Source organism: Bacteroidota bacterium (assembly GCA_038746285.1).
Taxonomy (GTDB): domain Bacteria; phylum Bacteroidota; class Rhodothermia; order Rhodothermales; family JANQRZ01; genus JANQRZ01.
Genome location: JBCDKT010000001.1, coordinates 70384 through 93159, shown reverse-complemented (window position 1 = coordinate 93159; position 22776 = coordinate 70384). Strand labels below are relative to the sequence as shown.

General features: G+C 70.3%; 18 protein-coding genes. 2 read left to right on the top strand and 16 right to left on the bottom strand.

Annotated elements, in window-relative coordinates:
* Positions 1-43 precede the first annotated feature (43 nt).
* The gene (locus AAGI91_00395) at positions 44-1375 is read left to right on the top strand and encodes an inositol-3-phosphate synthase (GenBank protein MEM1041064.1); all 1332 of its coding nucleotides are present in this window, start codon (positions 44-46) and stop codon (positions 1373-1375) included.
* A complete protein-coding gene (locus AAGI91_00390; GenBank protein MEM1041063.1) occupies positions 1372-2115 on the top strand; it encodes an NTP transferase domain-containing protein in 744 nt (247 codons plus the stop codon). Before AAGI91_00395 ends, AAGI91_00390 begins: the two co-directional genes overlap by 4 nt.
* Here AAGI91_00390 and AAGI91_00385 read toward each other — a convergent pair.
* From AAGI91_00385 to AAGI91_00310, 16 genes are all read right to left on the bottom strand, one after another.
* Positions 2106-4385: a hypothetical protein gene (locus AAGI91_00385; GenBank protein ID MEM1041062.1), complete on the bottom strand. Its 2280-nt coding sequence runs from the start codon at positions 4383-4385 to the stop codon at positions 2106-2108. The two genes, AAGI91_00390 and AAGI91_00385, sit on opposite strands and share 10 nt — an antisense overlap.
* 89 nt (positions 4386-4474) lie before the next feature.
* Positions 4475-4957, bottom strand: a complete 483-nt coding sequence (locus AAGI91_00380) for a hypothetical protein (protein ID MEM1041061.1) — start codon at positions 4955-4957, stop codon at positions 4475-4477.
* Entirely contained in the window at positions 4900-5673 is a 774-nt protein-coding gene (locus AAGI91_00375) for a hypothetical protein (GenBank protein ID MEM1041060.1), read from the bottom strand. The genes AAGI91_00380 and AAGI91_00375 overlap by 58 nt, the downstream gene beginning before the upstream one ends.
* 15 nt (positions 5674-5688) lie before the next feature.
* Entirely contained in the window at positions 5689-6546 is an 858-nt protein-coding gene (locus AAGI91_00370; GenBank protein MEM1041059.1) for a hypothetical protein, read from the bottom strand.
* A gap of 378 nt (positions 6547-6924) precedes the next feature.
* Complete coding sequence (locus AAGI91_00365; protein ID MEM1041058.1) at positions 6925-7989, bottom strand: ChuX/HutX family heme-like substrate-binding protein; 1065 nt, start codon at positions 7987-7989, stop codon at positions 6925-6927.
* A gap of 22 nt (positions 7990-8011) precedes the next feature.
* The gene (locus tag AAGI91_00360; GenBank protein MEM1041057.1) at positions 8012-8857 is read right to left on the bottom strand and encodes a heme ABC transporter ATP-binding protein; all 846 of its coding nucleotides are present in this window, start codon (positions 8855-8857) and stop codon (positions 8012-8014) included.
* Positions 8858-8874: 17 nt separating this feature from the next.
* Positions 8875-9243, bottom strand: a complete 369-nt coding sequence (locus tag AAGI91_00355) for a hypothetical protein (protein MEM1041056.1) — start codon at positions 9241-9243, stop codon at positions 8875-8877.
* An 11-nt stretch (positions 9244-9254) separates the two neighbouring features.
* Positions 9255-10376 (bottom strand): iron ABC transporter permease, encoded by a 1122-nt coding sequence (locus AAGI91_00350; protein ID MEM1041055.1) that lies wholly within the window; start codon positions 10374-10376, stop codon positions 9255-9257.
* Positions 10373-11314: an ABC transporter substrate-binding protein gene (locus AAGI91_00345; GenBank protein MEM1041054.1), complete on the bottom strand. Its 942-nt coding sequence runs from the start codon at positions 11312-11314 to the stop codon at positions 10373-10375. The genes AAGI91_00350 and AAGI91_00345 overlap by 4 nt, the downstream gene beginning before the upstream one ends.
* Before the next feature lie 376 nt (positions 11315-11690).
* Positions 11691-12059: a hypothetical protein gene (locus AAGI91_00340; protein MEM1041053.1), complete on the bottom strand. Its 369-nt coding sequence runs from the start codon at positions 12057-12059 to the stop codon at positions 11691-11693.
* Between the two features lie 32 nt (positions 12060-12091).
* Complete coding sequence (locus AAGI91_00335) at positions 12092-12859, bottom strand: HmuY family protein (protein MEM1041052.1); 768 nt, start codon at positions 12857-12859, stop codon at positions 12092-12094.
* A gap of 33 nt (positions 12860-12892) precedes the next feature.
* Positions 12893-15040 carry a TonB-dependent receptor gene (locus AAGI91_00330; protein MEM1041051.1) on the bottom strand — a complete coding sequence of 716 codons (2148 nt, stop codon included), beginning with the start codon at positions 15038-15040 and terminating at the stop codon, positions 12893-12895.
* A 168-nt stretch (positions 15041-15208) separates the two neighbouring features.
* On the bottom strand, positions 15209-17479 hold the full coding sequence (locus AAGI91_00325; protein ID MEM1041050.1) for an FG-GAP-like repeat-containing protein: 2271 nt from the start codon (positions 17477-17479) through the stop codon (positions 15209-15211).
* A gap of 224 nt (positions 17480-17703) precedes the next feature.
* Positions 17704-19254: a PepSY-associated TM helix domain-containing protein gene (locus AAGI91_00320; GenBank protein MEM1041049.1), complete on the bottom strand. Its 1551-nt coding sequence runs from the start codon at positions 19252-19254 to the stop codon at positions 17704-17706.
* Between the two features lie 221 nt (positions 19255-19475).
* A complete protein-coding gene (locus AAGI91_00315; protein ID MEM1041048.1) occupies positions 19476-21992 on the bottom strand; it encodes a TonB-dependent receptor in 2517 nt (838 codons plus the stop codon).
* A gap of 268 nt (positions 21993-22260) precedes the next feature.
* Positions 22261-22761, bottom strand: coding sequence for a plastocyanin/azurin family copper-binding protein (locus AAGI91_00310; protein MEM1041047.1), 501 nt, complete (start codon positions 22759-22761; stop codon positions 22261-22263).
* Positions 22762-22776 lie beyond the last annotated feature (15 nt).

The following is a 22776-nucleotide window of genomic DNA, read 5'->3' as shown; positions in this document are numbered from 1 at the left end:
TATATTTCTACACGTTCTCCACGCCACCCGACCGGCTTCCACCGTGACTACCTCCCTCCCCGCCCACGACGGCAAGCTCCTCGTCCTGCTCCCCGGCATGGGGGCTGTCGCCACCACGTTCATCGCAGGCGTCGAGGCCGTGCGGCGCGGCGCGGCGCAGCCCTTCGGCTCGCTCTCGCAGATGCAGACGATCCGCCTCGGGAAGCGCTCCGAGAACCGGAACCCGCTCATCCGCGACCTCCTCCCGCTCGCCCCGCTGGAGGACCTCGCCTTCGCCGGGTGGGACCCGATCCCGGACGACGCCTACGACGCCGCCGTCCGCGCCGGCGTGCTCGAGGACCGCGACCTCGAACCGATGGCGGACTTCCTCCACGGCATCGAGCCCATGACGGCGGCCTTCGACCGGGCCTACGTCAAGAAGCTCGACGGGACGCACGTCAAGACCGGCGAGACGAAGTGGGACCTCGCCGAGCAGCTTCGCAACGACATCCGGGGGCAGCTCGAGGCGACGGGCGCGACGCGCGCCGTGATGGTCTGGTGCGGCTCGACCGAGGTGTACCTCGCTCCGTCGCCCTGCCACATGACCGTCGAGGCGTTCGAGCAGGGGATGAAGGACAACGACCCGGCGATTGCGCCGAGCCAGCTCTACGCCTACGCCGCGATCATGGAGAGCGTCCCCTACGCCAACGGCGCGCCCAACCTCTCGGCTGACTTCCCAGCGCTCGAAGCACTCGCCGAGGAGCGCGGCGTCCCACTCGCGGGGAAGGACTTCAAGACCGGGCAGACGATGATGAAGACCATCCTCGCCCCCGGCTTCAAGGCCCGGATGCTCGGGCTCAAGGGCTGGTTCTCGACCAACATCCTCGGCAACCGCGACGGCGAGGTGCTGGACGACGCCGACAGCTTCCGCGCCAAAGAGGTCACGAAGGCCGGCGTGCTCGACACCATCTTCCAGCCCGAGACCTACCCCCACCTCTACGGCGACCTCTACCACAAAATCCGCATCAACTACTACCCGCCGCACGGCGACGCGAAGGAGGGCTGGGACAACATCGACCTCTTCGGCTGGCTCGGCTACCGGATGCAGGTCAAGGTCAACTTCCTCTGCCGCGACTCGATCCTCGCCGCGCCGATCGTGCTCGACCTCGCGCTCTTCCTCGACCTCGCCGCGCGCGCCGGGCGCTCGGGGATCCAGGAGTGGCTCTCGTTCTATTTCAAGAGCCCGCACACGCCCTCGGGCCACGTCCAGGAGCATGACCTGTTCATCCAGCACTTCCGGCTCAAGAACACGCTCCGCGTGATGGCGGGCGAAGAGCCGATCACCCATCTTTCCGAGCACTTCGAGACGCACGCCGAAGCCGAGGAAGTCGAGTGAGCGGCGGCACCGGGACCGATCTCACCAAGACGGGCATCGTCCTCGCCGCCGGGTTCGGGTCCCGGCTCGAAGGTGTGAGCGACGAAACGGCGCTGAAGCCGCTAACGCCGGTGGCTGGGGTACCCCTCATCCAGCGGACGCTTCGCAGCCTGGAGGTCGCCGGGTGCGAGCGGATCGTGGTTGTCGTCGGGCACGGCGCGGACGAGGTCGAGGCTGCTGCCCGGTCGGTGCACACGGGCGAGGCCGAACTGCACTTCGTGGTGAACGAGCGCTACGACCTCGCCAACGGCATCTCCGTCCTCGCCGCCCACCCGCACGTCGAGGCCCCCTTCCTCCTCACGATGGCCGACCACGTCTTCAGCGACGACGTGCTGCGCCTCGCCGGAGCGCACACGCCACCTGAGCAAGGGGCGACGCTCCTCGTGGACTACGACATCGACGGCGTCTTCGACCTCGACGACGCGACGAAGGTGCGGGAGGAGCAGGGCCGGATCGCCGACATCGGCAAGCAGCTCGCCGAGTACAACTGCATCGACACGGGCCTCTTCGTCTGCACGCACGCCCTGCTCGACGCCCTGGCAGACGTCTACGACGAGCGCGGCGACGCCTCGCTCTCCGACGGTATCGGCCGCCTCGCTGCGGCAGGCCGGATGACGGTGCTCGACATCGGCGACGGGTTCTGGCAAGACGTGGACACCCCCGCCATGCTCGCCGAGGCTGAGCGACAGCTCTATCCCTGACCGGAAACGAGCGGCTCGTCTTCTTCGGAGGGCAGCGCTTTGCTCTGTTCGGCGTCTGCGACCAAGTCCGGCTGTGAGGAACCGCCGGCTGCAAAGTGTGCAGCCAGGAACCGGTTGGCGAACGCGTAGCCTCCCCCGGCCCGCCGCGTCAGCGCGAGGTCAGCCGTGAAGTCGAGGAAGGCGGCGGCGGCGAACGGTAGGTGCCCGGCTCGGGCGAGCAGCATCCGCAGGGTGAGGTGGTAGACGGCGTTGAGGCCGCCGTAGCGAAGGGCGGCGAGCAGCCCGCAGAGCAGTCCGCCGCCGAGGCTCCACCAGAGAGCGGACGCCGCAGAGAGCAGGGCTGTGGCGGCACTACCGGTCGGGTTGCTGAGTAGGGCGGAGACGATGAGGCCCAGCAGGAGAAACACGACCGCCGCCGCAAGCGCGGTGACGCTTCCGGCGAAGGCGGCGTTGCGGAGCGAGAGTCGGAAGCCCAGATTTAGGCGAGGCTCGGCCGCTAGGCTCCCCTGTCGCAGTCCCCCCAGCGCGCCTCCCACAGCGGCTGCGACCGCGCCCACGCCCACCGCCGCGACCCCGGCAAGAACGACGCCTATCCCCGACGTACCCCACACCCACGACCAGAGCCCCCCTGCGACCGCCCCGACGAGCGCGCCGACGAGCAGGCCCCGTCGGGCTGCCCGACCCGCGCTCTGCCACGACCAGCGGAGCGGCTCCACGAGGCGGATGTCGCGTGCCACGGTACGCCATCCCGCTGAGGGCTCGAACACGACTGCGGTCACGGCTCCCCACAGCACCCCGAAGAGGATTCCGTACTTCGCTCCCGCCGGGCCGCCGGCCGAAAAAAGCAGTCCCCCCAGCAAGGCCATGCCGGTGAGCAGCGCCGCCAGCGTGAGCGGCCACAGCCGGTACCCCGGCGCGCTCTGCCCCTCCGCTCGGCCGTCGGGCGCAGCGGCGAAGCGCCGCACGGCGAAGACGCTCGCAGCGAGGGCACCGGCCACACTCAGCGCCAGTACGATTCCCGCCGTCGCCGCTGCTTCGGCTACCCCGCCGAAGAGCGAACCGCTGAGACCTAGCGCAGCCAGCAAAAGAATGCTCGTGGCGAGGCCCAGCAGGATGCCGCCCGCGCACCGGGAGAGGACGGTGTAGACCAGGCGTGGGCGTCCATAGGGCAGCCAGCTTGGCTGAAGCTCCTCCAGGTAGAACGTGGCACGCCCGTCCAGCCGGTCGGCGAGCCACCCGAGGCGGCGGAGCGTCTGTGCCTGGTCGTAGGGAAGCGCCGGCCCGTCCGGGTCCAGCGGCAGCGCCGACGCCTCCTCCTGACGACCGAAGCGCTCGCTGGCCCGCTCGAAGACCCGCTCGACGAAGGCATCGAGCAGCCGGGCGATCCGGTTCTCCCCCCGGAGCCGCCCGAGGCGCTCGAAGGCGAGGCTCATCGTGCTAAGCATGAGCGGGTTCTGGGCGAGTTCTCGGACGGACGGGTCTTCGTTCCACGCCGCGCGCAGGCCGTCGAGGGGAGGACCGCCTGCCGCGAGGTACCGGCGCACCTGCTCTTCCGTCAGGGGCTGGAGGTAGATGGCCGCCCCGAGCATGAGGTGCGCACCGCCGAGGGCCAACTCCTGGTAGCTGCCGAGGCGGGAGCACACGACGAGGCCGCCGGGCGAGCCGCCGCCGGCACCCGCCGCAAAGTCGTTGATGGCAGCTACGCAGGCGGCGCGGTGCTCAGGGTGCACCTCGTCGAGGCCGTCGAGCAGCAGGCAGAGGCGGCGGTCTCTGAGCCACGTTTTCAGGTCGGTCTCGGTGTAGCTCCGGTAGCTGCGCCGCAGGCCGTCGCTGCTGGCGAGCCAGTCGAGGAACGTCCGCCCGTCGTCGGTCCAGCCTGCGAGGTTGAGGAGCACGGGGACCGGCTCGTGGGGATCGGCCTCGGCGCGCGCGAGGAGGTCGCGGGCGAGCTGGCGAAGCATCACCGACTTACCGGCACCGGGAGCACCGAGCATGAGCAGCGACCGGGCTTCGTTGACGAACACCTCGGCCAGCGGCTCCGCCGGATCGAGCAGGCGGTCCGCCGCGCGCTCGCTGACGAGCACCGGCCGGCGGCGACCTACGGCCTCGCTCAGTTCCTGCTTGCCGGGCTGGAGCGGCGCCCCGCCGTGCAGTTCGTCTTCCAACCACTGACCGACCTCACGGCCCACGTACTGCCGCAGCTCGTCCAGCCAGGGCTGGTCTTCCGGCGCGGGCGGCGCAGGTGGAAGGTGGACCTCGACGCCGCGCACGATGAGGTCGCGCCCGACTTTGACGTCTTTGAACGTAAAGACCGACGCCAGGCCTTCTTCGAGGAGCGCGCCCGGCAGAGCGCCCGTAGCTAGGGGCGCTGCTTTCCCGGCTCCGCTCCGCCGTCGGTCCCGGCGCGCACTCCCCCAATCCGCATGCTGCCCCCGACGCTCACCCCTTCGGCATCAACGCCTCGGCCCGACGAGACCACGTCGTGGATATCGAGGTTCTCCGCCACCTCGATGTCTCGGAGCCGGACCCCTACCATTTCGGCGGCCTCGGGCGCGTGCTCCCGGACCGCGCTCAGCACGGCCTGGGCCTGGCGCAACACCGCCTCGTCCCGGCCGGCCCCTGCGCCTTCCAGTTCCTCGTGCACGACCGCCTTGCGCCCCTCCGAGGCGGGCTTCTTTTCGAGATCGGCGATGGCCTCGTCGGCGTCTCGTTTGTTGTACTTGTCCTTGATCAGCGTCTTCAGACCCTCGTAGGTGTCCGTGATGATCTTGGCGGGCATGTCTTTCAGTCCAGCCGCCGCGCCGGTAGCGAGCGCCGTGACGATGAGCGTAATGGGGTCCATGAGAGGGAGGGGTTGATGGGTTGAATGACGAAGCGCAGGTCGAGGAATCCCACCTCTGAATCGATCCGCGCGCTGAAGGCCGACCCGCTACTTCCGAAGTCGGCGCGGGCGAGCACGTCGGTGGTGTCGTCCGGCGCGGTCGAGGAAGAGTCGGGAGTCAGGACGAGGCACGGCTCGTTGTCGCACAGCGGCGCGTCCACGACAGCCCGCCATGCGGCCACCCGCGTCCCGCGGTTGATCACCTGCACGGCCCCGCGGAAGGCATCGTCGTTGAAGACGAGCGGCGCGGGAACGTTGCACGCCTTGAGCACCGCGTTTACGGCGCGGAGTTCGACCTCTACGCGGAACGCGTCGGCATCGATGACGGTCGTTTCGGCTCCGGCGTAGAGCAGCGCCCCGTTGTTGCTCGTCACCTCCGCCGTGAACGTCACGGTGCCCGCCTCAACCTCGACGGGAAGGCGGATCTCCGCGACCTCGGGGCTCAGGTCCACGCGGCGGGTCTGGCGTCCTCCGTCCGCATCCTCGACCAGGAGCGTGAGCGAATCCGCCACGGAGACGCAGGGCTCCTGGCCGTCGTCGGTCCGGAAGAGCGGCCGGAGATCGAAGACGACATCGGGGCTCGCGCCTTCCAGGTCAGGCGCGACGGCGTGCTCGTCGGCGCAGCCGGTGAGGGCCGCGGCGATCAGGGTCAGAACGAAGAGACGAGAGGCCGTCATAACGCCTCGTGCGTGTCAGCCGGGAAGACGGATGAGGACATCACCGGAGCGTCCATCGCCGCCGCCAGGCCTGAGGAGGAAGTAGAGGCCCGCGCCGAGGACGGCTGCCCCGACCGGGAGGTAGAAACCCGGCTTCCGCCAGAAGGCGACGGGCCAGACCTCGTGCGTGATGTGCCGGATCTCCTGGCGGAACTGCTCCTGCACCACCGCGCCCATCCCGATCCGCTCCGGGGCCGCCCCGGCGCGGAGCCGCCACATCACGTCGCTGCCGCGGGCGTCGATCCCGTAGTCCGGGAACGCAACGTGGCCCTGCTGGAGAAAGCAGAACGCCTCGGTGCTCGCTGAGTCCGCCGCGATGAGCACCGTCGTGCCGAAGATGCGCATGAGGGTGCTGTCGACCCACACGTCGAGCCGGCCGGCGGCGTGTTCGAGGACCATGACCCCGTGCCGGATGCGAAGCTCTAGCCCGCTCAGCGGGTCCACGCCCCCCGGTAGGATTTCGTAGGCTCCGCGCTCCTCTAGCTCGAACACGTTGATGGACGCGCCGGAGGAGCCCGCGAAGAGGCGGGTCCGCGTCGTGCCACGGCTGAGGTTAGCGCGGACGTAGTACGGTTCGAGCAGTTCTACGAGCTCCCCGATGTGGAGCGCGTCCTGCCGCCGGGCGGGCTTGCGGGTGTAGACCGGGGTGGAGGTCAGCCGGACGGCGTCGGTCGAGTCCACCGAGCGCCGGTCACGCCCTATTTCCTCGATGCTCCCCACCGTTTCACGCTGCGCGAGGGCGTCGGCTGCGAAGCCGAACGCGAGCAGCGCGAGGACGAGCGTGGGCCGCAGCCTAGAGCAGATGCGGCAGCGATGGGCACCCCGGTCGGGCATTGGTAGTCCCGGGTGACGGCCAGTGGAGTGGTGGCATGGTACACTAGATTGAAACGCGAAGCAAGGGTCGCGCAGGCCACAACCGGAACGCCCGCACGAGCGCTTGACCCCGACTCTCAGGCGGACGCAGTGCATCGCGGTTACGCGCTAGCCCCGGCTGCCTGGCCGGACGCGCGAGGGCACGGCGGCTTCAGCGGTCGCGCCCTCGTGCGCTCCGGCCTGACTACGGCCTCTGGCCGACTTCCGCACGCTGGGACCGGGCTGCGGTCGGGCGTGCTCGCCGAGCGTGCTACCCTGGCAAGCACGGCCGAGCGCGGACGGATCGGCGAGCCGTCCCTACCTCCTCGCGCAGTGCGCAGCCCGTTGAGGAAACAGGGATCAGGTTCGCGGCAGCCCGGCGATGATCTCGCGCCACGGCTCCAGCTCCGGCGTGCCCGGCTTGCGCTTGCCGAAGAACTGCACGATCAGCTCGCCCTCGGCGTCGAAGATCTCGAGGGCCGTCACCGTCCCGTCGATCGTCGGCTTGCGGACGACCCAGGCGGAGTCGATGTGCTCCTCGTTGAGGTGGAGGTTGAAGCCGGGGTCTAGCACGTTGTACCACGGGCCGTACTCCTTGAGCTTCTTCACCGTCCCGGTGTGGATCTGGATGCAGCCCGCACTCGAGACGAACACCATGATCGGCGTCGCGGCGGCGGCGGCGTGCTCCAGCATCTGGCGGACGCTGGCCGGCTCGGCGCGCTCGGCGAAGGTGTTCTCGGCGAGGCGGAGCGCCTGGAGGCGGCCCACGCCGTGGTTCATCAGGAGCGGGAAGAAGTCGTGCGTGTCCTTGAGTTCGGCCCACGCCTGGAGGAAGGCGGCGCGGTCGAGGTCGGCGTCGGGCGTCTCGGGCTCAGGCTCCGGGACGGGCTCGATGCCGAGGGCGGCCTCCGGCTCGGCGTGGCGGTACTTCGCCACGAGGCGGTCGTAGGCCTCGATGTCGCTCTTGCGCTTGAGGAAGACCTTGTGGACGGCCGTGCCGTGGGCGTCGAAGAACTGGAGGCTGCGGCGGAGGCCGTCCTTCGCGCCGTCCCACGGGGTCTCGACGGCGAACCCGAAGCGCCAGCGCCCGAGGAAGAGGCGGAGGTCGATGTCCTCGTCGAGCACGAGTCCCATCGCGTGCTTCTCCATCAGCTTGACGTTGCGGTAGGTGCCGGTCTTCTCGTGGACGCAGGCGTCGTTGCGCGTCAGCGCCATCACCTCGCCCATCGTCTCGGCCTCCTCCAGGAGCGCACCCCAGCCGCCGTCGAGCCGGGTCGCGCCGTCGCCCTCGCTCGTGGCGACGAGTTCGGCCTCGCTCACGCCGAGTTCGGCGGCAGCGTTGCGGATGCGGACGCTGGGGTTCTCGCGGCGGTACGCGGTCCAGCGCTCTTTCAGTTCGGCGAGGGGCTCGGAGGTCGTAAGCATGGGGACGGTGCGGTGTAGGGAACTATGAGAGGGCGGCGGCCTGGCGGGTCGCGTCCGGCGACGGAGCCGGCGAGGCGGCGTCGTGCTCCGGGATGGGGACGACGAGCGGGCAGTCCACGCGCGGGTGCTCGGCGATGAGGACGGCGATGTCGAAGGCGTCGTAGATCGTCTCCGCCGTGAGGACGCCGGCAGGGGTGCCCTCGGCCATGAGCCGGCCTCGGCGCAGCACGGCGATGCGGTCGGCGTACTGCGCGGCGAGGTTGAGGTCGTGCAGCACGGCGAGGACGCCGAAGCCGGCCTGGGCGCACTGCCGGGCGATGCGGAGCACGGCGTGCTGGTGCGCGAGGTCGAGGCTGGCCGTCGGCTCGTCGAGCAGGAGGTAGCGCCCGCTGTCCGAGTCCGAGTCGGCCTCCCAGATCTGGGCGAGCGTCCGGGCGAGGTGGACGCGCTGCTGCTCGCCGCCGGAGAGTGTCGGGTAGCGCTGCGCGGCGAGGTGCGCCACGCCCGCCGCTTCCATCGCGGCGCGGGCGATGTCGAGGTCGGTCGCCCCGGTCGTCGCGTGCGGCGTCCGCCCGAGCCGGACCACGTCGACCGACGAGAAGCTGAACGTCAGCGCGGACTGCTGCGGGAGCACGGCCCGTCGCCGCGCCAGCCGCTCCGGGTCGACGTCCGCGAGCGGCCGGCCGTCCAGGTGTACCGACCCGCTCGTCGGCGTCAGCTCCCCGCTCAGCAGGCGGAGCAGCGTCGTCTTCCCCGCCCCGTTGGCCCCGACGGCCGCCACCACCTCGCCCGGATGCAGCGCGAGGCCGACGCCCTCGACGAGCGCTTTCTCGCGGATGCGGTAGGTGAGGTCGCGGAGTTCAAGCACGGAAACGACCGGTGGACTCAGACGGAGGCGCGGCGCGTGGCCCGGAAGTGGCGGACCGCCGCCACGATCAGCCACACGCACAGCACCGTCGTCACGAGCTGCGCCGCGAACGCGACCGGGAGGGCAATGTCGCCGCCGAGGAGCGCCGGCACGACGCGCCCGAGGCTGCCGAGCGCCCCGAGGAGTGCCACGACTGCGACGCCGTGCATGGCGTGCTTGCCGAGGTCCGGCTTGGCCCGCGCGAGCGCCCACAGCCCGGCAATCGCCAGGCCCAGGAAGGACGGGATCAGCGCCGTGACGCTGTTCGTGCCGGAGCCGACGTAGGCCGCGACGCCCGTGAGGATGAGGATCGAGGCAACGGTGATGGTGGTGCGGTAGATGTCCATGCGGAGAGAGGTCAGAGAGCGCTGCGGCGCTGGCCGCGCAGGAGAAGGGCGAGGAAGAACGGGGCGCCGCCGAGCGCCGTGAGGATGCCGATCGGAATCTCGGCCGGCGCGATAAGGATACGAGCAAAAAGGTCCGTCGCCACGAGCAGGGTCGCGCCGAGGAGCGCGGAGGCTGGGAGCAGCAGCCGGTGGTCCGGCCCGAAGGCGAGGCGGATCAGGTGAGGCACGACGAGGCCCACGAACCCGATCAGCCCGCTCACGGCGGTGACGGCCCCCACGGCGAGCGCCGAGAGCGCGATCACGGTCCGCTTCACACGCTCGGTGTTGATGCCGAGGTGGCGGGCCTCGGACTCGCCGAGGAGGAGCGCGTTGAGTGCCCGCGCGAGGCGCGGCGTCGCCGCGAGCGCGATCCCCGCCAGCGGCGCGACGACGGCGAGCGTCCCCCACGTCGCCCCGCCGAGGCTGCCGAGCGTCCAGAAGGTGAGGTCGCGGAGCTGCCCGTCGTTGGAGAGCAGCACCAGCGCGCCGGTGCCCGCGCCGCAGAGCGCGTTGAGGGCGATCCCCGCCAGCAGCATCGTCGCCACCGAGGTCCGCCGTCCGCGCGTCGCAATCCGGTAGACGATCACGGTCACCACGAGCCCGCCCCCGAAGGCCGCCACGGCGATGCCGAGCGCGCCGAGGAGCACGCCGCCGAGGAGCGTCCCGCCGAGCACGATCATGGTCGCCGCGCCGAGGGCCGCACCGCTCGAGACGCCGATGAGCGAGGGGTCGGCGAGGGGGTTGCGGAAGAGGCCCTGCATGAGCGCCCCGCTCACCGAGAGCGCGGCCCCGACGAGCGCACCGAGCAGCACGCGCGGCAGGCGGATGCCGGTCAGTACGAGCGCCTGCTGCGCCTCGTAGGCCCAGGGCGTCTCTAGCCCCACGCTCGCCGCGAGGATCGCAATCACCTGTGTCGGCTCAATGGCCACCGCCCCGACGCCGACCGAGAAGAGCATCGCCCCGGCCAGGGCCAGGCCGAGGCTGCCCAGCACGAGGCGCGCGCGGGGGTCGGCCGACGGCACCGCAGCGGCCGGGGGCGTCGTCGCATCGCTGGCTCGGGCACCGTCAAGCAGGACCGAGAGCGAGGCACTCATCGCTGCGCCGTGACGGCGGGCGGTGCCGAGACCTCGGCGAGTGCTCCGGCAAGACGCTTGATGCCCTCGCCGACGCGCGGCCCAAGCCCGAGCAGCAGCGCGTCGTCGATGGCGATCACGCGGCGGTTCTGGCCCGCGGGCGTCTGGGCGAGGCCGGGCTGCCGGAAGAGGCCGTCGGCCCCGCCGAGGCTCTCGAGCCCCCGCGCCGGAATCACGACGACATCGGGGGCCGCCTCGGCCGCCGCTTCGGCCGTGAGTGGCTGGAACCCGTCGAACTCGGTGACGGCGTTCTCCGCACCGGCGAGGCGCATGACGAGGTCGGCCGCCGTGCCACTGCCGGAGACGTTGACCACGCCGGCTCCGCGCGCGTAGACGAAGAGCGCCTTCGGAGCCTGCTCCGGGCGCATCGCGGCGGCCTCAGCGAGGTCGGCCTGCATCTGGGCAACGAGCGAGTCGGCCCCGGCGCGCCGGTCGAGGGCCGCGCCGAGCGTCTCGATGCGGTTCTCGGCCTCCTCAATCGCCTCGGTCTCGGGGACGAGCAGGACCGGCACCCCGGCCGTCCGAAGCTGGTCGACGACCGGCGGCGGCCCCATCCCGTCGAGGGCAATGATGAGCGTCGGGTCGAGCGACAGCACGCCCTCGGCCGAAATGCGGCGGAAGTAGCTCAGCCGCGGCTTCTCCATGACCTCGTCCGGGTGCAGGCTCGACGCGTCGGTCCCCACCACCCGGTCGCCCAGGCCGAGGGCGTAGACGATCTCCGTCACCGGCCCGCCGAGCGTGACGATCCGCGTCGGGTCCGCATCGGCGAGTTCGACCCCGTCCGTGCCGACGACCGAGGCCGGCTCTGCCCCAGGTGCGGGCGTGGGTGCCGGGTCGCCCGCGCACCCGGCGAGGATGGCGGCGAGAGCGAGGCTGGGGACGATGCGATGCCAAGTCATAGCGGTACGGTGCTGGTCTGTTCGACGGCCGTGACCCGCCGAGCGGTCACGCGTTCGCCGGCGCTGGGCCGGCTGGTGGTCCATCCGCGACGCCCGTTGGGCTGCGCCTGGCTGCTCGCGCGCCTTGCTTCGCGCCCGTTCGCTCAGGCTTTGCTGGTCAAGTCTGCCCGGATGAGCCTAAGTATAACCCCGGCGACGGGCCCACGGGCGTCCCACCACGCCTTGTGTGGGCCAGCCGGCCGGGTTTCTGTGCTCAGCACCGCCTGTGCCGCTCCTCGGAACCGAAGGTGCCGAGGGGGTCAGGGCTGCACTGAGGAAGCGAGATTTGTGAAAGAGGACGCGTGCATGGGTACGGCCGGTGAGGGGCGGGCCCCGATCACGAGACGGCCGGCGGGCGCGGCCCGAGCACGTCGACGAGTAGGGTGTCCAGGTCCAGCGTCGCCAGCGCCTCGTCGAGGAGGACGCCCAATGCTTCGGCTTCGGCGGTCCACAGCAGGAAGGAGGCCTGCTGCGACGACGTTCGGACGCGCAGCGTCCAGCCCCAGCACGCGCCCGGCCGCCCGGCTTCGCTGCAGACCGCACTAAGCGTGGACCTCAGCTGGCGAAGCTGCGCAGCGGAGAGCGTGATCGTCGTGCCGTCGAAGCGCAGCTCGAACCCCGAGCAGCACGGACAGCGTCGCACGTATCCGGCGGTGCAGCGTGCGAGTACGGGGTCGGCGAGGGCGGAGGCGGACGGGGTGGGCATGGAGCTGGGGCTGGACGGGCGCGGCAGGCGGTTTAGCCTTCGTCGTCCGGGATCGTCGTTTCGAGGTTGCGCGAGCCGTCGGGCTGCAGGACGTACTCGAACGTGTAGTACCGGCTCGGGTCGGAGAACGGGTCGGGGTCGGTCGGGGCCCCCTGGTAGTAGCTCATCACGCGCACCTTCGCGTAGTCGCCCTCGCCGGTCGTCATGACGATCGTCCGTCCGGGGAGCGGCGAGACGATGTTGGTCATGAAGTTGTAGTTGTACCAGCCGTTGTCGGAGCCGGTGCAGACGGCAAAGCCGGTCGAGCAGTCGGCGTTGGCCCCGTCGGCGGCGTAGCCGTTAGCGGGTGCCTCGGTCACGTCGGCGAAGAGGTCTTCAAGGACCTGCGCCGTCCCCATGCCGGGGCCGCTGTCGCCGCCGTTGAAGATGATCGTGGTGCTCTGGAAGCCGATGTCCCAGGTGGGCGAGTTGATGGCGGCGTCTCGGACGGCCTGGTCCTCCTCGGCCCAGGACAGGACCACCTCGTTCTCGTCGAGGTCGTAGAGCGTGAAGCGGCCCGTGCCGGAGCCTGGTCCGCCCCCGCCCATCGCGGGGTCGGCCGCCACGTCGCTGACGGTGACGACGGGCAGCGGGACGGGAACGGGGTCATCGTCCGGCGGCGGCGGCGGCGGCGGGGGATCGATTGGCCCCGGGTCGTCGGGTCCCGGGTCATTCATCGGGTCGGCGCTGTCGCAGGCCGCGAGCGTGAGGAGCGCGCAGAAGCAGAACGAAGCCAGAAGGCGGGGCAGAGGGATTCGCATAGCAGTTGAGGCTGTGTGGAAGGGTACTGCGGTCTAGAACGAGAACCGGACGGAAGCGTAGAGCCGGCGGCCGGGGAGCGACGGCACGAGGACGCTCGTGTCGTTGCCCTCGCGGAGGGTCCGCGTTAGGCCAAAGAGGTTGTCCGCGCCGAGCTGGACCTCGGCCTCGGTGCCGCCGGGCACCGGGAAGGACTTCGTCACCGTCGCGTCGACGATGGCGTAGCCGGGGACATACTCGTCGTCGCGGTTGACGATACCGTTGCCGTCCTGGTCACGGTAGCCGTAGCGGCTGCGCCAGCGGCCCCGGAGGCTCGCCGCGAGGCCAAGGTCGGCGTGGGCGTAGGTCGTCTGGAGCGTCACCGAGTGCGGCGAGCGCCCGAAGAGGCCGCCGTAGTCGCCGGCCGTGAGGCGGTACTCCTGCCCGTCGAGGTCGCGCCCGAACGTGGTGCCGGCCTCGATGGCCTCGAGGACGTCGCGGTCTCGGGCCTGGAGGTACTGGTAGCCGAAGGCCAGGTCAAGCGAGCTGCGGGCGCTGGCACCGAGCGCGGCGAGCGGGCGGACCGTCATCTCCGCTTCGAGGCCGCGCGTGTACGCCCCGGCGACGTTGTAGTAGCCGAAGACCGACTGGCCGTTCGCCTTGCGTGCCACCACCTGGGTCTCGATCAGGTTGGTGATGTCGTTGTTGTAGGCGTTGACCGACGCCGAGAGCCACCGCGCGGGCTCGACCGTCGCGCCGACATTGTAGGCAACAGAACTCTCGCTCCTGATCGCTTCGAGCGTGCTCGGGTCGATGAAGACCTCGGTGATCTGGCCGTCGGCTTCGAGCTCAGCCACCCGCTCTTCGAGGAGCGTCGAGCCGAAGACGGAGTAGCCTGCGACGGGGTTGGTAAAGTTGAGGTAGAGCTGCCGGAAGTCCGGGGCTTTGAAGCCGCTCCCGACGCTGGCGCGGAGTCGGACGGCCTCGGCCGGACGCACGAGCACAGCGAGCTTGGGCGAAAGCTGCGCAGCGTAGTCGGTGTGCGCATCGAGGCGGGCGCTCGCGCTGGCCTCGAAGAGGCGGAGGGGCATCCACTCGTGCTGCGCAAAGGCGTAGGCGTGCTGTGCGACCGGCTGGTCGCCGTTGAAGTTGTAGCGGTCGCTCACGAGCCGCTCGTCGGTCAGGCCACCGCCGACCACGGTGAGGTGCTGCCCGTTCCAGGCCGCGTTGAACTGCGTCTCGGCACGGGCGAGACGCTGGTCGAAGTCGCCGCGGAAGTAGAGGCTGCCGTCGCTCTGGCGGACGGACTCCGACTCGGTGCGGTAGCGCGCCGCGTAGAGCGTCGCCCGCAGGCCGAAGCGGTCGCTGAGCCGGAGGTTCGCCTCGGGGTGAATGCTGAAGTCCCCGCGCCACCCGTTGTCGTCGTAGCGGACCTCGTTGCCCTCGCCGTCAAGGAGGGCGAAGCCGCCGTCCTGGCCTTGAACGGCCGCCCGGACGCCGAGGCTGAGGTTGAGGCGGTCGGAGAGGCGGGCGCGGGCGCGGAGGTCCGCCGTCCAGTCGTCGAACGAGGGGACCGTCTGCCCGAACGAGTTCGGCGTGAGGTCGTAGCCGCCGGAAGCGTAGCGGTTGAAGAGGAGACGCACGCCGCCGCGGTCGAAGCCGGCTTCGAGGTTGGCCGTGAGGTCGCTCGTGCCGAAGGAGCCGCCGCGCACCTGCATGCTGCCGCCCACGCCCTTGCCCGGGGTGGCCGTGATGATGTTGACCACGCCCGCGAGCGCCTCGCTCCCGTAGAGCGACGAGGACGGCCCGCGCACGAGCTCGATCCGCTCGACGCCCTGGACGGTGATCCGGTTGAGGCTGAGCGTCCCGGCCGTCCGGCCGATCACCGGCTGCCCGTCGATCAGGATGAGCGTGTAGTCCGGCGCGAAGCCCTGGACCTGGAGGCCGGTGCCGTGGTCGTCGAAGAGGTGCAGGCCCGGGACCGCCGCGAGCGCGTCGCTCAGGCGCACCGCGCCCTGGCGCTGGATCGTCTCGGCCGGGATGACGGTCGTCGGGACGGCCACGTCTTCGAGCGCCTTCGGCGTCCGCGTCGCCGTGACGACGACCGAGGACATCTCGATCGTGGTGTCCGTTTCGGCGAGGGGCTGGGCGTCGGCTGCCGGGCCGAGAAGTACGAAGAGCAGGAAAGCTGCAACCACACGCATAGCTCTGAGCGCTTCTGTTTAGACAGATTCTAAATTATACAAACGTCTTTTGCTCCGCACAAGCACATCGGCCGTCCTTCGCACGCTCCTCACGTTTCAACTACAAACGGTCCCGAAGCCGCCACCCTCGGCCGCCTCGGGACCGTTGGAGATGCTACGGACTAGCCGCTACCGGACGACGGTGAAGCGGCGCGTCTCGCGGACCGTGCGGCCCTCGACGACGACGAGGTACGTCCCTGCGGCGAAGGAGCCCGCCGGCACGCGGAGCGTGTGCGCGCCCGCCTGGACCTCCCCGTCGAGCACGCGGGCCACTTCGCGCCCGAGCAGGTCCACGACGCGGACCACGACGGGCTGCGTCTCGTCCAGCGTCAGCGTGACCGAGGTCGTGCCGCGCGTCGGGTTCGGCCCGACGGTGCTGAGGGCGGGCTGGGTCTCGGCCGCCGACGCGGCCAGCGGAGCCGGAGCCGAGGCTTCGAGCAGCGTCCAGTCCACCTCCGAGCCGGTGAGCAGGCTGGCTTCGACCAGGCTCCCGCCGGTTGCCAGCGGACGGCCGACGAAGGAGCCGCCGGTCGTCTGCCCGCTCACGGCGTAGGTGAACGTCGGGGCCGACGTGCCGCCGGTGACCTGGGCGACGAAGCCCTGCCAGGCCGAGACGATGTCATCGGCCGCGTTGCCGTCGGCCGTGCTGAACGGGACGAACCGGCCCTGCCCGCCGCCCGCGGCCGGGTCGAAGCGGAAGAAGGTCGAGGACAGCGTGCCGCCGCCGGCGTCGAGCGTGAGCGTCACACCGGGCTCGACCCGGAAGTCCTCGGCGAACGGGTTGCCGAGCAGGTAGAAGGCCCGGTTGCCGGTCGAGGTCCGCTCCGGGAAGGCGACCGTGTGGTCGGCCACGAGCGCCGTGCCCGTCGCCGTCAGGTCAACGCCCGCGTTCTCGAAGGCCTGGCTCGTGCCACCGCCGAGGGCGTTGGGCGGGATGGTGATGTTGCGGTCAGGCCACTCCCAGCGGAAGCCGCGGCCGAGCTGGACTGGCTGCGTCTCGCGCTCGGCCAGGACGAGGTCGTTCGGCGTCGGACCGGCGAAGCCGAGGGCGAGGTTCGAGTCGCCGAAGCCCGGGTACTGGCCCTCGACGCCGACGACGACGTTGATCTCGGCGAGGTCGGCCACCGTCAGGCCGCCGACGGGCGCGGCGAGGACGCGGAAGCCCTCACCCGTCTCGGGCTGGCCGTCGGCCCCGAAGAACTCGGACGACGGGATGGAGACCGTGGCCGGCGTCTGGTCGTTGCGGAAGAACTGGACCGTCCCGCCGAGGTCGGCCGTCGTGATGTCGAGGTCGCCGTCCTGGTCGGCATCGCCGAGCGCGATGTCGCGGGGCGTGGCACCGGTTGCGATCTGGGACGGCGCGCTGAAGAGGGCTCCGCCGAAGTTGGTGTAGCGCTGGAACTGGGCACCGGAGAACGCCAGCGAGGTGAACACGTCCACGTCGCCGTCCTGGTCGGCGTCGGCGAGCGTGACCTTGTTGATGCCGGTCGCGGCTGCGTCGAGCGTGACGCGCGGGCCGAAGCCGCCGGTGCCGTCGCCGAGGTAGTAGGTCAGCAGCGCCGAGCTCTGGCCGGCGGCGGCCACGTCGAGGTTGCCGTCGCCGTCGAGGTCGCCCACGTCCACGCTCTGCGCCTGCGCGATCGAGCCGTCGAGCACGACGGGCTGGCCGAAGCTGCCGGTGCCGTCGTTGAGGAAGGCCAGGACCTCCTGCCCCGTCGTCGAGGCGACGACGAGGTCGAGGTCGCCGTCGGCGTCGAGGTCAGCGAGCTCGCCGCCGCGCACGTCGCGCGCCCGGTTCGGGTCGGCGATGTTGACCTCGGCCCCGAAGCTGCCCGTCCCGTCCCCGGGGTAGTAGACGAGCTGACCAATATTGGACGGGTCGGTGAAGGCCGCGATGATGTCCGGGGTAGCGTCGCCCGTGACGTCGCCGATCAGGACGATGCGAGCGTCGCGCAGGCCGGAGGCGAGCGTGTCGGCCTCCAGGAAGGGCGCGAACGGGAAGCCCTGGTTGAGGAAGACTGTCACGTCGGGGATGAAGCCAGCCGCCCCAGTGCGGATACCAGCCACGACGGCGTCGAGCAGAAAGTCGCCGTTGAGGTCGGCCACCTCAAGCCCGCCGACGAACCCGTAGACGCCGTCGAGCGCGGTGATCGGGTCGGAGTAGGTGTCGGCCCCGGTCTGCCCGTCCTGGTAGAGGAGGAACGAGAGGTTGCCGACTTCGCTGCCGAAGATGTTGCCGTTGCTGGCAATCGCGAGGCTGAGGTTGCCGGTCCCGTCGAGGTCGACGTACTGGATCTCGGAGGCCGTCTCGATGGGGATCGTCTCTTCGAGCGTGAAGGTCTGCCCGAGGGCAGAGGGCACCGCGACGAGTAGCGCCGCAAGAAGGAACAAGCGGTTCATGGGTACAAGGGAAGGTGAAGGGAAGGGAACGCCCGACAGCCTGCCGACGCCGCATGACGCTGCGACACGGAGCTATCTAGACTGGGTCTAAACTATCATGCTCTCCTCGCCGCGCCGAGGTGAAGCACCTGCTTCACGCAGACTTCGCGGCGTATGGATCGACGGCGGGCGCTCCGGGACAGCGCCGACTCAGCCACCGGCAGGGGTACCTCGCCGAGGCGTCTTTACGGTACCACAGGCACGCGGTCCGGAGCCACCGGCCGGAGTCGCTGCGCCGTCCAGACAAGCACCAGCGCCGCGAAGACAAAGCTGAGGTCTATCCAGAACACCTGCCACCGCGCGTTCGCGGCGCTTGCCCAGAGCCAGTCGCCGGTAGCCCATCCATTCGCCACCGGCACGAGCAGGCACAGCCCGGCGGCGAGCGCGAGTTGCCACCGCGCCGCTCCCACGGTCGAGGGCCCGGCAAACGCAGCCGCGATGAGTGCGAACCACGCGGCAAAGAACAGCGCCTCCTCCCACACCTTCCGGTCGGCCGCGCCCGTCGGGATCGCGTGCGCAAGGATGAACAGCACTGGCACAGCCGCCACGAGTCCGCACCCGAACCCGACCGTGAGGCGGCCGAGCACACGGTGCAGCCGGGGCGTCGCCCGCGGGTCCTTCGGGCGGCGCACGACGATCCACAGCGCGTTGCCAGTCAGGATGACGGCACCCGTGGCGAGGGCGAGCAGGAAAAAGAGCGCGTCGAGCAGCCAGCCGCCTACGTCGCCGTAGTGGAGTTGCTCGGTCACGGCGTAGGTCGCACCGAGCGCTGTCGGCGTCGTCGGAGGGTTGTGGGCGATGACGTCACCGGTGGCCGCGCGCAGCGTCGCCTTTCCGGATGTGGTAAGCGTTTCGCTGACATGCCCGTGGAGCGTCGCCGTCGCGCCGGCATCCCCCCAGCGGCTGTAGCGGACCAAGATGGGGTCGATGCCCGCCCAGCTTTCGGGGAGTGCCGCCACAAGCGCGTCAGGCCCGAGCATGGCCGCCGCCCGTCCGGTCGAGTCGGCCTCGGGCACGCCGACGCCGTAGATGGCTGCGTCGTAGGCGTCGCCGTCGCCGTCGAAGAACGCCGTCTCGATCTGCGGGGCAAGCATGATCATAATCGAGATAATGCCGCCCGTTACGGCGTACATCACCGCGTAGGGCAACCCGGCAAGGCCGAGGACGGTGTGGGCGTCGGCAAGCGCCGTGCGGACCGTCCCGCGCGGCCGGAACGTGTGCCAGTCCTTGGGGAGCTTCTTGAGATGGATCAGCACCCCGCTGACGAGCGCGAAGAGCATGAAGACGGCGAACACACCCGCGATCGCAATCCCGATGAGGCTGCTGCCCGGCAGGACGTGGCGGAGCTGGAGCAGGAAGTGGAGTTGGAAGAGCACGAGGCTCAGCCGGCTCCGCCCGCCCGGGGCCAGTTCCTCGCCGGTCGTGGTGCTGTAGGTGAGCACCGCTCGGACGGGATCTCCCTCCGGCGTGGTCTCACCTGCGGGGTTGTAGATCAGGAGGACCGTCCGGCGCTCGCCGAAGGCGTAGACGACGGTGACGCCGGAGCCCGGCTCGGGCGGTCGCTCGGCAAAGACCGGCCCGACGATGTCTTCGGTCGAGAGCGTTGGCTGGCCGCGCAGCGCCGGGTCGGCCCAGGCGTCGAGCGGGGCACGGTAGAGCGCGAAGGCGCCGCAGAAGAAGATCACGAACAGGACCAGCCCGAGCGCGACGCCCGTTGCCGAGTGGGCGTCCCACATAAGCCGCTGGGCCCGTGGCCCGAGCGACCACGGCCGCTGCTTCTGCGGCGTAGGCGCGGGGGCCACAGGGCGCGGCACCGGAGGGCGCTTCGGCGGGGCAGCAGGCTGCATGGCGAGCGGCGAAAAGCAGACGGGAGAACCGGCCGAAAACTAAACAACGGTGCCGGGGAGGGATTGTGCCCACCCGGCACCGTCTCGTACGGTCTGCTGCTGGCTGGCGGCTACAGTTCCAGGCCGAGCGTGAGCGTGAGCGTGCGGCCCGGTCCGGCTACGCGGCGCGAGGCGAAGACGGCCCCCACGTTGCGCTGCTCGATCGGCGGGATGTAGAGTTCGTTGAGCACGTTGAGCACCTGCACGCTCACCCGCCCGCGCGCGCCACCAAGCACCTCCGCCGGGACCTCGTAGCCCACGCCGAGGTCGAGCGTGATATAGCCGTTGATGGCGTACTGATCGGCGCGGGAGGGGTTGCCCTCGTCGTCAACGTCGATCTCGCCATCGCCGTCGTTGTCGACCAAGAAGTCGAAGGCGCGGTCACGGTCGGAGAGGCCCAGCAACTCGGCGCGGAACGAGAGGCCAGGCAGGACCGGGGGCGCGTACGAAGCCCGGAACGTGGTCTTGAGCGGGATGCTCTCGATGTTCCGCGACGGCTGGAAGGTGCCGTCGTCCTGTGGGTCGACGTCGGTCTCGGTCCACGAGAGGTCGCCGCCGACGCGGAGGCCCTCCACAGGCGCGGCCTCGGCTGTGAGCTCGAACCCGTAGTTCCGCTGCGGGGCCTGGATGCGCTCGCCGAAGCCCGTCGAGTCGACGAAGACGATCTGCGCCCCCTCTTCGGAGAATGCGTAGAACCCAGCAAGGCCGTAGGCGAAGCGGTCCCCGAGTTGGCCTCGGATACCACCTTCGACGCTCGTGACGATCTGCGGCGAGACGACGTCGTCGCCCCGGATGACGACGCCGGGCTCGACGTTCGTGAATAAGAACGCGAGTTGGGGCAGCGAGAACCCCTGCGAGAGGCCGACGAAGAGCGTCGTCTGCGGGACGACCTCATAGGCCGCGCCGAGGTTGAACGAGAACCCGCTGTCCGAGCCGGAGCCGCCGAGGCGCTCCAGGCCAGGCTCGTTCCTTGTGAACGTCGGCACGAAGGGGAGCACGTCGTAGTCGATGTAGTCGAACCGGGCACCGTACGAGAACCGAAGGTTGGGTAGCGCGTCGGCGTCGAGCTGCGCGAAGGCACCGCCGCTGAGGATCTCGGTCGGCGCGCCCTGGTCGCGCGTGCCGCCCCCGCCGTCGAAGACGCGGTTCTGGTCGAAGGTGCCGTCATCGGTCGAGACCACGACGGGCGTCGCGTTCTCCTCCCGCTGGACGTCACCGCCGATGGTGAGGAGAACCTGCTCGCCGAACGGGCGGACGTACTCGGCGCGGGCACCGATCTCCTGGCCCGAGGAACTAGTCTGGAACAAGCCCGGCCAGGACTCGGGGAACGTTCCGTCCTCGACGAACGAGCGGATGTCGCCGCCCTCCTGGAGGAAGTTGAGGTCGTAGTAGAACCCCTGGAAGCGAAGGGCACCGCCGCCGAGCGCCGAGTGGGCATACTCCGCATTCACCATCGTGTAGCGCTGGCTGGGCGACTCGTCATAGGTGAACGGTTCGGGAACCGGCTCCGAGATCGCCGTCGCGCTTTCGGGGTCGGCCTCGACCTCCTCTTCCCGGACCGTCGCCTGGAAGTCGAACCGGTTAGGACGGAGGAACGAGTTGCTGAAGGTGAGCTGTACCGACTGCGAGGGGGTGAGGGCGTAGCCCGCCTTGGCGAAGACCGCGTAGTCGCTGAAGTCGCCGCGGCCGGCACCGGGCGCGAGGCGGTCACCGTCCGGCTCGAAGATGCCGTTGTTGGTCTCGATCGCCCCGTTGACAAGGTAGCTGAACCGGTCCTGCGTGCCTGAGACCGTGAGGGCCGCGCGGTAGTCGAGGGCCTCACCCTCGAGGAGGGCCCCGTCGACGAGATAGTTCCGGGCAAAGAGCGTGGCCTCGGCCGAGAGGGGAGCCTGGCTGGGCTCCTTCGTGAAGAACTGGATCACGCCACCCGGCGCGCCGCCGCCGTAGATCGACGACGCCCCGTAGAGCACCTCAACGCGCTCGATCGTCGAGGGGTCGAGGTTGCCGAGGATGGCACCGCGGACACCCTCGTTCGTCGCCAGCGGCACGCCGTCGAGGAGGTAGAGCGGGGCCCGCCCGCGCAGCGTCGCCGTGAAGACGCTGTTGCCGACGTTCGGCGCGGTGAAGTTGGGGACGAACTTGCCGAGCGTAGCGCTCAGGTCCGGCGACTGCTCGGTGTAGAGCTGGACCGTCTCGGCCGGAACGATCGCAACCGAGCGCGGGACCTGCGTGAGGTCTTCCTCGCGGCGCGAGGCCGTGACCGCGACCCCGCTGAGCCGGAGCACGTCGGTCGAGAGCGCCACGTCGAGGCGGACCTCACCGACGGCTGTCACGGTCACGTCGCGCTCGGCACGGGCGTACCCGAGGAGCGTCACGATCACCGTCTGCGATCCGGTCGGGACCGAGGGGATGCGGAACGTGCCGTCAGCGCCGGAAGCGGTGCCGAGCGTCGTGTTGTCGATGCGGACGTTGGCTCCGGGGAGCGCCGCGCCGTCCGTGTCAGTCACAGTGCCGACAATGCTGCCGGTCTGGGCAAAGGCTGGGAGGGCGGCAAGAAGCAGGGCCGCGGAGAGGAGAAGGCGAGCCATGGGAAGAGGGGTGAGGTGATGGGGCGATGTGTAGACTAAATCTAAATAGCCGTGCTCACATTCTCTTTATCCGTCGTTCTGGCTTCACGCAACCTTCGCCGAACCTCGCCCCCAGCCTCGGCCGGCAACCAAACCGCACGGGCCGAGATGGCGCTGGCGTGTCCGGCGACCACACCCTCCCAAAGCCGAAGTAACTCTACCGGAGGCTGCAGACGGCTCGGCGAGCCGTCCGTGGCTTCTCACCATGCGTCGAGACCAGTGCTGCGCTCTACGTGACGATCATCGTTCCCTGCATCAGCGCGTAGTGCCCGGGGTAGGTGCACAGGTAGCGGTAGCGCCCCGGCTCGCTCGGGGCTGTGAACGTCACGCTCACTGTCTCGCCAGGGCCGGAGACCGACGTGGAGGCGAGCACGGCCGGGTCGTCCGGCACGTAGGCCCCGGCCGCCCCGACGGCGAGCGCCGCCTGTCCGACGCGGTCGACGGCGGCCTGGTCGTCGGTGTTGAGGAGGACGATGTTGTGCTGCATGACTGGGCTCGTGGCGATGTTCTCGAAGACGAGCTCAACCTCCTGGCCGGCCTCGACGGTGAACTCGGTCTGCGCGTAGCGCATCTCGTTGCCGACCGGCCGGATGACGATGGCGTTCTCGCTGTACGACACGGCACCGGTGTCAGCAGCGTCGGTCTCGGCCGCATCGCCGCCGCACGCGGCGAGGCTGACAGCGGCGAGCGCAAGGAGGAGTCGGGAGGCGAAGCGGCGGGGGCTGGTCATGGAAGAGACGGGTGA